13 protein-coding genes are annotated in these 12,663 nt (G+C 62.5%); 4 read left to right on the forward strand and 9 right to left on the reverse strand.

The features are described from left to right. Positions 1–127: 127 nt before the first annotated feature. From rpoD to EV686_RS17370, 6 genes are all read right to left on the reverse strand, one after another. The gene (rpoD, locus tag EV686_RS17345) at positions 128–2,383 is read right to left on the reverse strand and encodes an RNA polymerase sigma factor RpoD (protein ID WP_132478221.1); all 2,256 of its coding nucleotides are present in this window, start codon (positions 2,381–2,383) and stop codon (positions 128–130) included. Between the two features lie 112 nt (positions 2,384–2,495). Beyond that, entirely contained in the window at positions 2,496–4,547 is a 2,052-nt protein-coding gene (gene dnaG, locus EV686_RS17350; RefSeq protein ID WP_132478222.1) for a DNA primase, read from the reverse strand. Beyond that, the gene (rpsU, locus tag EV686_RS17355; protein WP_132478223.1) at positions 4,544–4,756 is read right to left on the reverse strand and encodes a 30S ribosomal protein S21; all 213 of its coding nucleotides are present in this window, start codon (positions 4,754–4,756) and stop codon (positions 4,544–4,546) included. Before rpsU ends, dnaG begins: the two co-directional genes overlap by 4 nt. A 63-nt stretch (positions 4,757–4,819) precedes the next feature. Continuing rightward, positions 4,820–5,362 (reverse strand): phosphoribosyltransferase, encoded by a 543-nt coding sequence (locus EV686_RS17360; RefSeq protein ID WP_132478224.1) that lies wholly within the window; start codon positions 5,360–5,362, stop codon positions 4,820–4,822. 114 nt (positions 5,363–5,476) lie between these two features. Further along, positions 5,477–6,346: an undecaprenyl-diphosphate phosphatase gene (locus EV686_RS17365; RefSeq protein WP_132478225.1), complete on the reverse strand. Its 870-nt coding sequence runs from the start codon at positions 6,344–6,346 to the stop codon at positions 5,477–5,479. A 103-nt stretch (positions 6,347–6,449) separates the two neighbouring features. Continuing rightward, a complete protein-coding gene (locus EV686_RS17370; protein WP_132478226.1) occupies positions 6,450–7,241 on the reverse strand; it encodes an inositol monophosphatase family protein in 792 nt (263 codons plus the stop codon). A 159-nt stretch (positions 7,242–7,400) separates the two neighbouring features. Between EV686_RS17370 and EV686_RS17375 the strand changes: the two genes are divergently transcribed. Then, positions 7,401–8,207 (forward strand): RNA methyltransferase, encoded by an 807-nt coding sequence (locus tag EV686_RS17375; RefSeq protein WP_165972673.1) that lies wholly within the window; start codon positions 7,401–7,403, stop codon positions 8,205–8,207. Between the two features lie 82 nt (positions 8,208–8,289). Here the strand turns inward: EV686_RS17375 and EV686_RS17380 are convergent, their stop codons facing one another. Further along, complete coding sequence (locus tag EV686_RS17380; protein WP_132478228.1) at positions 8,290–9,153, reverse strand: mechanosensitive ion channel family protein; 864 nt, start codon at positions 9,151–9,153, stop codon at positions 8,290–8,292. Between the two features lie 154 nt (positions 9,154–9,307). Between EV686_RS17380 and EV686_RS17385 the strand changes: the two genes are divergently transcribed. Next, positions 9,308–10,168, forward strand: coding sequence for an MOSC domain-containing protein (locus EV686_RS17385; protein WP_132478229.1), 861 nt, complete (start codon positions 9,308–9,310; stop codon positions 10,166–10,168). A gap of 56 nt (positions 10,169–10,224) precedes the next feature. Here the strand turns inward: EV686_RS17385 and EV686_RS17390 are convergent, their stop codons facing one another. Then, complete coding sequence (locus tag EV686_RS17390) at positions 10,225–11,493, reverse strand: TIGR03862 family flavoprotein (protein WP_132478230.1); 1,269 nt, start codon at positions 11,491–11,493, stop codon at positions 10,225–10,227. A 226-nt stretch (positions 11,494–11,719) separates the two neighbouring features. On the opposite strand from EV686_RS17390, the gene EV686_RS17395 reads away from it, so the two are divergent. Beyond that, positions 11,720–12,022, forward strand: a complete 303-nt coding sequence (locus EV686_RS17395; protein ID WP_132478235.1) for a type II toxin-antitoxin system HigB family toxin — start codon at positions 11,720–11,722, stop codon at positions 12,020–12,022. 3 nt (positions 12,023–12,025) lie between these two features. Further along, on the forward strand, positions 12,026–12,391 hold the full coding sequence (locus EV686_RS17400) for a helix-turn-helix domain-containing protein (RefSeq protein WP_132478231.1): 366 nt from the start codon (positions 12,026–12,028) through the stop codon (positions 12,389–12,391). An 81-nt stretch (positions 12,392–12,472) separates the two neighbouring features. Here EV686_RS17400 and EV686_RS17405 read toward each other — a convergent pair. After that, on the reverse strand, positions 12,473–12,663 hold a 191-nt coding region (locus EV686_RS17405; RefSeq protein WP_132478232.1), incomplete at its 5' end, for a BrnA antitoxin family protein.

The raw sequence follows: 12,663 nt of genomic DNA on the forward strand, positions 1-12,663 counted from the left end.
CGCGGTTTCCCGGAGCGCCCGAATACGGACCGCATACGAAAACACCCCGACAGCAAGGCTATCGGGGTGTCGGCGAGGCATCGCGCGGCCTCCAGGGCCACGTCGGCGTCGGCGCTTTCGCCGCTGACTACTGCCCTTCCAGGAAGCTCTTGAGCTTGTCCGCGCGGCTGGGGTGGCGCAGCTTGCGCAGCGCCTTGGCCTCGATCTGGCGGATGCGCTCGCGCGTGACGTCGAACTGCTTGCCGACCTCTTCCAGGGTCTGGTCGGTGCTCATTTCGATACCGAAGCGCATGCGCAGAACCTTGGCCTCGCGCGGCGTGAGGGAGTCCAGGACTTCCTTGACCACATCGCGCATGGAGCCATGCAGCGCCGACTCCGAGGGCGACAGCGTGGCGCCGTCCTCGATGAAGTCGCCCAGGTGGGAATCGTCATCGTCGCCGATGGGCGTTTCCATGGAGATCGGCTCCTTGGCGATCTTGAGGATCTTGCGCACCTTGTCTTCCGGCATGTCCATCTTCTGCGCCAGGGTCGCGGGATCGGGCTCGGCGCCGGTTTCCTGCAGGATCTGGCGATTGATGCGGTTCATCTTGTTGATCGTTTCGATCATGTGAACCGGGATGCGGATGGTGCGCGCCTGGTCGGCGATGGAACGCGTGATGGCCTGGCGGATCCACCACGTGGCGTACGTGGAGAACTTGTAGCCGCGGCGGTATTCGAACTTGTCCACCGCCTTCATCAGACCAATATTGCCCTCCTGGATCAGGTCCAGGAACTGCAGGCCGCGGTTGGTGTACTTCTTGGCGATGGAGATCACCAGGCGCAGGTTGGCCTCGGTCATTTCGCGCTTGGCCTTGCGCGCCTTGGCCTCGCCGGTCGCCATGCGCTTGTTGACGTCCTTGAGGTCTTTCAGCGGCAGCACCACCCGGTTCTGCAGGTCGATGAGCTTCTGCTGGATTTCCTGGACGTCGGGCACGAAGCGTTCGAGCGTTTCCGAGTACGGATGGCCCGCGGCGACTTCCTGCAGCACCCATTCCAGGTTGGTTTCGTTGCCCGGGAACACTTTGATGAAGTGCGAACGCGGCATGTCGGCGCGATCGACGCATGCCTGCATGATGGCGCGTTCGTGCTGTCGCACCTCGGCGACCTGCGCGCGCAGCGTATCGGCAAGCTTTTCGACCATCTTGGCCGTGAAGCGGATGCCCATGAGCTCAGACAGGATGACTTCCTGCGCCTGGGTATAGACCTCGGACTGGTAGCCCTCCTTCTCGAAAGCCTTGCGCATACTGTTGAACGCGCTTTCGATCTGGTCGAACTTCTTCATGGCCTTGGCGCGCAGGTGCTCGAGCTGCTTGCTGCTCATGCCGCCCGCGGGGCCGTCGTCGCTCTCGTCGTCGTCGACGGATACGCCGGCGCCGGCGTAGTCTTCGCCTTCTTCATCGATGAGGCCGTCGACGACCTCGTCGATCTGCGCCGTGCCTTCACGCACGCGGCGCACATGCTCGAGAATTTCATTGACCGTGGTCGGGCATGCGGCAATTGCCATGACCATGTGCTTCAGGCCGTCTTCGATACGCTTGGCAATTTCGATTTCGCCTTCGCGTGTCAGCAGCTCGACGGAGCCCATTTCGCGCATGTACATACGCACCGGATCGGTCGTGCGGCCGAAATCGGAATCCACGGTGGTCAGCGCCGCCTCGGCTTCGTCCTCGACGTCGTCGTCGCTGGACGCCACGGGCGCGTTGTCGCTCATCAGCAGCGTTTCCGCATCGGGCGCCTGGTCGTAGACCGAGATGCCCATGTCGCTGAACGTGCTGATGATGCCGTCGATGGCTTCCGCATCGACCAGGTCGTCGGGCAGGTGGTCGTTGATCTCGCCGTACGTGAGGTAGCCGCGTTCCTTGCCCAGCTTGATCAGGATCTTCAGGCGATTGCGGCGGGCCTCCTGCTCTTCGGGCGTCATCTGGTTGCGCACGGGAGCGTCTTTTTCGCCCTTGCCTCGCTTGCCGCCACGCTTGGGCAGCGGCTTGAGATCGGGGATGACTTCCGTCTCGATGAGGTCGTCATCGTGGAAGTTGGCGGCATCGTTGTTGGCGTTTTTGGCGGGACGGCCGGGACGGCGGCCCGAAGGCGCCGCGGCCTTGCGAGGCGCGGCCGCCTTCTTGGCGGGCGCTTCGGCCTTGGGCGCGGCTGCCTTGGCCGCAGCCTTCTTGGCCGGCGTCTTCGCAGCCGCTGCCTTTGCAGTCTTGGCGGCCGTCTTCTTGGCGCTGGCCGCACGCACAGAAACAGTCGCGTTGTCGGCACCCTTGGCCGTCGCTGCAACCGATTTTTTGGTTTTTGCAGCAGTCTTTTCTGCCGGGGAGGGTTTACCTGTCACTTGGGTCATAAATCACTTCCGTGGGCGCCAATGCCCGAACTCCCGGAAACCCTCCAGGGCGTCCAGTTTTCGGGCCAAAAATAATAGACTTCGCGTAAACTTCCCATTTTACAATAAATAGTTAGTGCGAAGATGCACGACCCAGCAGAGTTATCCGCCGGGTCAACTCCTGGTATCGCGTACGCTCATCCTCCGTCTTCAGACCGGCAGCCACCAGGGTTGACTGCTCGGCCTTTGCCGCTTCCAGCTCAATGCGCCTCAGCGCATCATTCCATTCTGCCTGCGGATCAGGCAATTCGTCTTCACTGAGCAGCTCGGCACTGAGAGATCGGAGCACTTGCACCAGATCGGCATCCGGATCCTGGGCCTCCAGGGCCTGTAACAGGGGGCCGGCATGCCGTGCCCCGGACGCATTGATCAAGGCGATCAGTTCGCGCACCATTACCAGATGGGGGCCATGGTCCAGTATTTCAAGCTGCTGGTCCCCCAAGCCCGCCGCCAGTTCGGGGTGCGTCAGCAGCAAACGCAGCAGGCGCTTCGCCATAGGCGTGACCGCCCTGCTCGAGGGCCTCGCCTGCCGCGGTTTTTCCTTGCCTCCGCCCGGCTTGCGCCAGCCCCGCTGCGATGCATCCTGCGCCCTCGCCGGCCCGCCGCCCTCCCAGACTGGAAGATCGTGGTCGGGGACGCCATAGTCCGGCACCATGCCATCATCGCCATAGACAGGCACGTCGTCATGATAGCTTCCGCCGGCAAAGCCTGGCGGCTCGTCGGAAGCGGCGCCATAGGATCCGCTCCTCCGCGCATTCTGCCTGCCCGGGCCCGGCTGAGGACCGGCGGAGCCCTGCGCGGGAGCGGCAGCCGGGGTCGACGGCGCCATGGCCGCCATCGCCTGCATCATCTGCGCCAGTTCCTCCGGCGTCAACTGCACCAGCTTTGCGAATTCATGCTCGATCTGCAGCCGCAACGCGCCCTCGGGCAGTTGCGCCAGCAGCGGGCGAGCCTCGTGTACGCATGCGGCCCGCCCTTCGGCCTCTCCCATGGGATGGCGCGAAGCCAGTTCCTCCAGCATGAAACGTGACAGCGGCAGCGCCTCGGCAACCGTGGCCCGGAAGGCCTCCTCGCCAAACTCCTGGATATACGAATCCGGATCCTGGCCTTCCGGCAGGAACAGGAAACGAATGGCGACATCGTCGCGCAGCAGCGGCAGGCAGGCATTCAGGGCGCGCCAGGCGGCGCGCCTTCCCGCCTTGTCGCCATCAAAGCTGAAAATGATGCGGTCGCTTGCCCGCATCAGCTTGCGTACATGATCCGGCGTCGTGGCGGTGCCCAATGTCGCGACGGCATTGGCCAGGCCGTGCTGCGCCAGGCTGACCACATCCATATAGCCTTCCACGACCAGCACGAAGCCTTCCTTGCGGATGGCGGCGCGGCCCTCCCACAGCCCGTATAGCTCCTGGCCCTTGGAAAACAGCGGCGTTTCGGGGGAGTTCAGGTACTTGGGCTCTCCCTTGCCGATGATGCGGCCGCCAAAACCGATCAGGCTCCCCTTGGCATTGCGGATGGGAAACATGACACGTTCGCGGAAGCGATCGTAGCGGCGCCCGTCTTCCGATTCAATGACCAGGCCGGATTCGAGCAGCAAGGGATCGTCGTAGCGCGGAAACACCTGCGACAGCCCGTGCCGGTCGGTACCCGACCAGCCCAGGCCGAAGTGGGCGATCATGGCCTCGCTCAGCCCGCGCCTCTTCAGGTACTGCGCGGCTTGCGGAGAAGACGACAGCAGGCGCACATAATGCGCCTGGGCTGAATCGAGAATTTGCTGGTGGCGGGAGACTTCGGCTTTGCGCTGTTGTGCGGCGGCCCTTTGCCTTGGCGTTTGTTCCTGCTCGGGAACTGTCATCCCCACGCTGCCCGCCAGCGACCTGACCGCCTCGGGGAAACTGGCCCCCGTATGCTCGATCAGGAAGGTAATGGCCGTGCCATGCGCGCCGCAGCCAAAGCAGTGATAGAACTGCTTTGTCGGGCTGACGGTGAAGGATGGGGATTTTTCGTTATGAAAAGGACAAAGGCCAAGTAAGTTGGCCCCACCTTTCCTCAGCTGCACGTATTTGCCGACGACATCGGCAATATCCACACGCGCAAGCAGATCCTGAATGAAGGATTCAGGTATCAATACAGGCGCGGAGGCAGTTGCTGGCTACGGATGCGTTTGTAGTGGCGCTTGACTGCGGCGGCGGCTTTACGCTTGCGCTCTGCAGTAGGCTTTTCATAGAATTCGCGCGAACGCAGTTCCGTCAGCAGACCTGTTTTTTCAATAGTGCGCTTGAAGCGGCGCAGAGCGGCTTCGAAGGGCTCGTTTTCTTTCAGACGAACGGTAGGCATGTATCCTGAACCTAAAATATGTAAAAGGTGAAAGGTTAAGCTAGTGATTCTAGCACGAAAAGATCAGCTACGCACACCCTTTCGCACCCAGGCTTCGAGCTGGTGCGGGCGCAGGCTGTCGTAGTCCTCGAAAGGCTGGTGGATCCAGGGGTTGGTCGGCAGCTTGTCCACGTAGTAGTCGGGCGTTGCCTTGGAGTGCCCCTTCCACCACAGTACGGCGCTGCGCAGCTCGGTGATGTCCGGGAACTGATTGCGCAAGTGCTCGCCGACGCGCTGGAAGGTCATGCCGGTATCCACCATGTCGTCGACCAGCAGCACGCGACCCGACAAGGTGCCGCGCGTAATGGTGATGAACTGGGCGATGTCCAGCTGGCCCTGCTGCGTGCCGGCCGCTTCGCGATAGCTGCTGGTCGCCAGGATGCCCAACGGAACGTCGTAAATACGCGACAGGACATCGCCGACACGCACCCCGCCCCTGGCCAGGCAGACGATTTTGTCGAACTTCCAGCCCGATTCGTGAATGACGAGCGCAAGGCGCTCGACCAGCTTGTTGTAGTCATCCCAGCTGACCCAATGATCCCGGTCGGTGCTTGGAGGCAGTGTCATGATGTGGTTTCCGCTTGAGCAATTTTGAAACGATTATTTTAACGCCGTCGAAGCGGCGCCGGTAGCCTTGCATTGCGCAGCCGCCCCGGCGATCTGGCCGCCGGAGCCGTCCGGTCAGCGCGCCAGCAGCCAGGTCATCACGACCAGCCCCAGGGCGATGCGGTACCAGGCGAACGGACGGTAGGTATGGCGCGACACGAAACGCAGCACAGCCCGCACCACCACCAGCGCGCTGAGAAAGGCCATGGCGAAACCTACGACGATAGCGCCGGCCTGCGTGCTGGAAAGCTCGCTTCCGTGTCTGTAGAGGTCGTATACCGTCGCCGCCAGCATGGTCGGCATGGCGAGAAAGAACGAGAACTCGGTAGCCGTCTTGCGCTGGATGCCCGCGATCATGCCGCTGATGATAGTGGCGCCGGACCTGGACGTGCCGGGAATCATGGCGATGCATTGCGCGAACCCCACGACCAGCGCCTGTTTCCAGGTAATCTCCTCCAGGCTGTGCGCCGTGGCATTGCGCGAGGCCATGCTGTCGTCCTCCGGCGCGGCCTGCCCCGGCAGTTCCTTGGCGTACTGCGGCTTGCGCTCCACCCACAGCATGATCAGGCCGCCCAGGATCAGCGTCACCACGAAGATGGCGGGGCTGCCGAAAATCATCTTGATGTAGGAGATCATGATGGCGCCGATGACGGCGGCCGGCAGGAACGCAATGATCAGATTGCGCGCGAACAGCATTTCCGTGCGATCGCCCGTCAGCGTACCCCGTATCAGCTTCCACAGGCGTTCGCGGAAAATCCACATGACGGCAAGGATGGAACCGAACTGGATGACCACCTCGAACACCTTGGCGCTTCCGGAAGAGAAGTCGATCCATTCGCCGATCAGCAGCAAGTGCGCCGTGCTGGATACCGGGATGAACTCCGTCAGGCCTTCGATCAGCCCCAGAAAGCCTGCCTTCAGCAGGTAAAGAAAGTGTTCAGTCATGCAAACTCACAAACGACTACTGGAAAATGCCCCACGCTGCGCCTGCCTGCTGCATGGCGAACGGAGTCGCCAGGCATGGCCATTGCAGCGCGGCTGAAACGGATCAATCTTCGGCGGGGTTCACGTGCGCCAGCATCTGCGGGAAAATCCGCGGCGTAGCCGCAATGACGCTGCCGGACTCCATCCAGCCCTGCTCGCCGTCGAAGTCGCCGATCAGGCCGCCGGCCTCGAGCACCAGCAGGCCGCCGGCCGCCAGGTCCCAGGGCTTGAGATTGATGCCGCAGAAGCCGTCGAGCCGGCCGCTGGCCACGTAGGCCAGATCCAGGACCGTCGAACCCATGCGGCGCGCGCTGGCGCAATTACCCAGCAGTTCGGCGAAACGCTCGCCCTGCTTGCCTTCCGCGCGCCAGGGCACATGCGCCCCGAGCAGCGCGTCATGGTAGCGCGTCTGGCCCGACACGCGGATGCGGCGGTCGTTCAGGAACGCGCCGCCGCCTCGGCTGGCCGTGAAGATATCGTTGCTGGAAGGATCGTGCACGACGGCCTGCACCGCCTGGCCGCGATGCAGCAGCGCAATGGAAACCGCGTAGACCGGAAATCCATGGATGAAGTTGGTCGTGCCGTCGAGCGGATCGATGACCCACTGGTATTCCGGCTCGTCGTTGCCGCCCTGCGCCGGATGCAGACCGGTTTCCTCGCCATGGAAGCCATGGTCGGGGTAAGCAGTGCGCAGGATATCGATGATGGCATCCTCTGCCGCGCGATCGACTTCCGTGACATAATTCTTGGGGCCTTTGCGCGCCACCTGCAAGCGATCCAGGTCCAGGCTGGCTCGATTGATGATCGCGCCAGCGCGACGTGCCGCCTTGACGGCGGTATTAAGCATGGGATGCATAGAATTCCGTAATCCACAAAAATAAGCCTGCAACAACAAGCTGCCGGCGGCTGAAACCAGGTGTCAGCGAATCCGCTATTGTAAAAGAGACTGCCGCACCGGTTTTCAATCTTTCCATTATTTTAGATGACACTAACTTTTCAACGCGTAAGATTTGTTATGGTGCGTCCCAGCCACCCCGGAAACGTGGGCGCGGCAGCCCGCGCCATCAAGACCATGGGATTTTCCGACCTGCGCCTGGTGGCCCCGAAACAGGCCGATGTCGCCGGCCACCCGGAGGCCCACGCCCTGGCCAGCGGCGCCACCGACGTCCTTGCGCAAGCGCGCATCGTCCCCACCCTGACCGATGCGCTGGAATCCGCCACGCTGTCGTTCGCCATGACGGCGCGCCCCCGCGTCATCGGCCCGCCCGCCTGCGACATACGCGAAGCCGCCCGGTTGTCCGTGGAGCACCTGCGGCAGCATCCCGATCATGGCGGCGTCGCCATCGTCCTGGGCACCGAGCGCGCCGGGTTGGAAAACGACGATGTCACCGCCTGCCAGTACACCTGCCACATCCCCGCCAATCCGGAATACAGTTCGCTGAACGTGGCCCAGGCCCTGCAACTGTCCGCCTGGGAGCTGCGCTATGCCTTGCTGGATGCCGCCCAGGCCCCGCTGATCCCAACGACCGACGGCAAAGTCCTGGCCGGCGACCTGCCCGCCGCCATCGACAGCGTGCACGCCCTGCTGCGCCACCTGGAACAGGCCCTGGTCGCGATCCGCTTCCTGGATCCCGCACATCCGAAAAAACTGGTGCAGCGCATGCACCGGCTGCTGAACCGCGCCATGCTCAGCATGGACGAGGTCGACATGCTGCGCGGCATGTGTACCGCCATGATCAAGACTGCCGAACAGGCGGAGCCCGGTGCGCTCCAGCGCGCGCTGGAGCAGATGCAGGCGGCGTTGCGCAGCAGGGGCGGCTAAGCTGCCTGGAAGCAGCACATCGACATACAAGGCCAGCCGGACGGTACCGCCCTGCCGGGAGGCGGGAAACTAACGCTATGCGCTACTCCTGTTGCGCATCGTCCTCGCCGTTCTGCGCAGCCGCCAGCGCCGCCGACTGGACCTGCTCCCTGACGGGGATCGGCAAGCTCAGGCCCGCCTGCCGCAACACCTCCGGCGCCCTGCGCTGCAGGTCGAAGCGCAACTCCCAGAAGTTGCTGGCCGCCGCCCATACCCTGAGATTGATGACGATCACGCTTTCCTGGTTGCCTGTCACCATGACCTGCGGCTTGGGATCGCGCAACGCCAGCGGATGCGTCTCCACCAGCTTGCGCAGCGTCGACAGCGCCAGATCCAGGTCGTCGCCATAGCGCACCCTGGCCTCCACATCCATGCGCCGTACCGCATTGCGGCTGAAGTTGATGATTGGATTGCCCCAGACCAGGCTGTTGGGCAGCGTAATGTACGTGCCGTCGCTTTGCACCAGGCGCGTCAGGAACAGGCCGATTTCCTCGACCGTGCCATCGGCCTTGCCCACGATGCTCACCGACTCCCCCGCCCTCAGCGGCCTCAACGCCAGCAGCATGATGCCCGCCGCGACATTCTGCAGCGTTCCCTGCAAGGCCAGGCCGACTGCCAGGCCGGCGGCGCCCAGCACCGCGATCAGGCTGGTCGTCTGCACGCCGAACCGGGCCAGCACCGCCACCACCACGCAAATGCGGATAACCCATACGACCGTCGTCTGCACGATAGGCACGACCGTGGGATCGATGCGGCGCGAACGCAGGAACAGCTTGCGCACCCACTTGCCCACCAGGATGGAAACACCCCAGCCCAGGATCAGGATGACGATGGCGACCAGCAGGTTGAATGCCAGGTATTCGAAGGCCGGAAGAATGGCGATCAGATTGCTCTTGAAATCTTGCATGGCTCAGGTCTCTTGTGGATGCGGTGCACCATCATCGGGCGCGAACGCTACGATCGCGATGATACCGTGAAGCGCGGCATTACTGTACCCGGGCGGAACCGCTACAATCCCGTGCATCGCCCTTCCGACCGGGGCCGCACGCACATCGACCGCCATGTCCATCACCATTACCCAGTTGCGCACCTATCCCATCAAATCCTGCGCAGGCCTGTCGCACGATGCCGCCGCTTTCAGTCACGCCGGCCTGCAATGGGATCGCCACTGGGTCATGGTGGACGGCGACGGCCTGTTCATGACCCAGCGCCAGTATCCGCGCATGGCGCTGATACAGCCATCGCTGACGGAAAACCACCTGGAAATCCGCGCCCCCAGCATGCCGGACATATCCGTGCCCCTGGAGGCCGCTCCCTCGCAAGCCATCCCTGTGCGCATCTGGAAATCCGACACGCTGGGGCAGGACGAGGGCGATGCCGCCGCGGCAGCGCTGTCGCAATTCATGGGACTGCCCTGCCGCCTGCTGCGCACGCATCGCAGCGCGGAACGCCTGGCGAATCCCGAGCTTGTCGAGGCCTGGTCCGGCCGCAACGCCGAATGGGCCGCAGGCTTTCCGCAGCGGCATGCCTTCTGTTTCGCCGACGGCTTTCCTTTCCTGATCTGCAACCAGGCCTCTCTGGACGAGCTGAACCGGCAGGTCAGCGCAAGCGGCGAAGCCCCCATCGGCATCGAGCGCTTCCGCCCCAATATCGTGCTGGACGGCCTGGACGCCTACGACGAAGACCATCTGGCCGGCCTGCAGTCCGGCGATATGATCCTGGCCGTCGTCAAGCACTGCACCCGCTGCAACCTTCCCAACGTGGATCCGGCCACGGCGCAAGTCGGCATCGAGCCCGGCCGCACCCTGGCGGTGCAACGCAGCTTCGAGACCGGCATCCTGTTCGGCGTCAACGCCGTAGTGTCGGCAGCCGAAGGCGTGCTGCGCGTCGGCGATACATTTACGCCGGAATACGCGATCTGAGCCTGGCCGCCGCGGCCTTGCGCCCTGGCGGCTATTTCTTGCCTTGAGGCTTTGAACTACTGCCGGTTTGCTTCCGCGCGACTCTCGGGTTTATTCGCCGCCAGCCATTCCAGCACGCCCCGCCCCGCTGCAACACCGCTGGCAAAGCAGGCCGTCAGCAGATAACCGCCTGTCGGCGCCTCCCAATCCAGCATCTCGCCCGCGCAAAATACGCCGGGCATGGCGGACAGCATTTGCCGCTCATCCAGCGCATCGAAACCCACGCCTCCCGCCGTACTGATGGCCTCTTCGATGGGCCGCATCGCAAGCAACACGATGGGAAGACGCTTGATGGCCCGGGCCAATGCATCCGGATTGCGGAAATCGTCGGCGGACACGCACTCGCGCAACAACCCGGCCTTCACGCCCTTGATCCCCAGGCGGCTTTGCAGATGGGAAGACATCGAACGGCTGCCCCTGGGCCACTCCACCTGCTCGCGCACGAAGTCCAGGCTGCGGTCCGGCAGCAAATCCACCAGCAACGTTGCCCGGCCTGTCGCCAGGATGGCGTCGCGCAGCCCCGCTGACAAGGCATATACCGCGCCGCCCTCCAGACCTTGCTCCGTGAGCATGCACTCGCCGCGACGGAATACCGGTTCCGCATCGTTGCCTTCCAGCTCTTGCGCCAGAGCCACGGATTTCAAGGGCTGCCCGGCATAACGCTCGATGAAATGCTCGCTCCAACCGCATTCGAATCCGCAATTGGAAGGCAGGAGCTGCGCGGTCTGTACGCCCTTCTGAGCCAGCAGCGGCTTCCAGGCCCCATCCGACCCCAGCCTGGGCCAGCTTGCGCCCCCCATGGCCAGCACTGTCGCATCCGGCCTGGCCGTCACCTGCCCCTGGGGCGAATCGAACAGCAGATCGCCCTGCTCCGACCAGCCGCGCCAGACATGCCGCACATGCACCCGCAGACCCATCTCGCGCAGGCGGTGCAGCCACGCTCTCAGCAAAGGCGCGGCCTTCATCTCCTTGGGAAACACGCGGCCCGATGAACCGACGAAGGTTTCGATCCCAAGATCGTGTGCCCATTGCCGCAAGGCGTTGGCATCGAATTGGTTCAGCCACTTCGCCACCTGAGCCTGACGGCTGCCGTAGCGCGAGAGGAACCGGTCGGAAGCTTCGCTATGCGTCAGATTCAGGCCGCCCCGCCCCGCCAGCAGGAACTTGCGTCCCACAGAAGGCATGGCATCGTAGATATCGACCCGGCACCCGGCCGCCAGCAGCGTCTGCGCCGCCATCAGGCCCGACGGCCCCGCGCCGACGATGGCGACCGTAGTTTCCGACATGATTGAATCCCGCAATTATGAACAGGCGCAAGTCTACCGCAGCGGATGGGGGTGCGGATTCTGTGAGGCTAGGACAATCCGATCACACTCCGCATCACTTCGTTCTTTTCAAAAAGCTACCATGCATCGGCAGCATCCATACAGTTTGCATTATCAAAAAAACATTGCACTCGCGATCAAACCTCTTGCAATGATCCCATATTGGGACTACCATTTATCAAACCATATGAAAGTCATCGCTGTCAGCACCTTACGTGAGTTCTGGGACAAACATCCTGACGCGGAACAGCCCATCAAGTCCTGGTTTGATGAAACCAGCAAGGCATCGTGGAACCAGCCTGCAGACGTCAAGGCTTTGTATGGCAGCGCCAGCATATTGAGAAACCGACGTGTTGTTTTCAATATCAAAGGCAATGATTATCGACTGGTTGCCGCCATCGCATATAAGCTTGGAATCGTTTATATCAAGTTCATCGGTACGCATGCCGAATATGACCGTATCGATGTCGAAACGGTGGAAATGGAGTGAAATATGGAAATTCGTCCTGTCCGCACCGAAGCCGACTACAAAGCTGCCTTGAAAGAAATCTCCCGCTTGGTGGAGCACGACCCAGACATCGGCACTCCAGATGGAGATCGCCTGGACGTACTCAGTACGCTGGTACAGGCTTACGAGGCCAAGAACTTCCCCATCGACCCTCCTGATCCCATTGAAGCGATCAAGTTCCGCATGGAACAAGCGGGACTTTCCCCAAAGGATCTGGAGCCGATGATCGGCAAGCGCAACCGTGTCTACGAAATTCTGAATCGCAAGCGCGCTCTTACGTTACCGATGATCTGGCGCCTGCATAAAGGACTGGGCATACCGGCTGAAAATCTGATTAAGCCTCCCGCCTAAACGGTTTGACGGCGTGAGCTAATACGCCCCCAGGCACGTAGGCCTCTTCACGTTCGCCATGGACTGCGGAAGCGTGCTGATCTACACCACACCATCCGCCACAGCCTGCCTCAAGACTTCATTGATCCTGGTCTGCCAGCCAGGCCCGCCTGACTTGAAAGCGTCTATCACATCTTTGTGAATCGCCCCGGGTTTTGCGGAGGCTCCAACCTTTGAGAGAATGGAGCCACTATGAGCAAGCAGAACAAGTTTTCCCCCGAAGTCCGTGAACG

The sequence above is a fragment of the Paracandidimonas soli genome, assembly GCF_004342005.1.
GTDB classification, from domain to species: domain Bacteria; phylum Pseudomonadota; class Gammaproteobacteria; order Burkholderiales; family Burkholderiaceae_B; genus Paracandidimonas; species Paracandidimonas soli.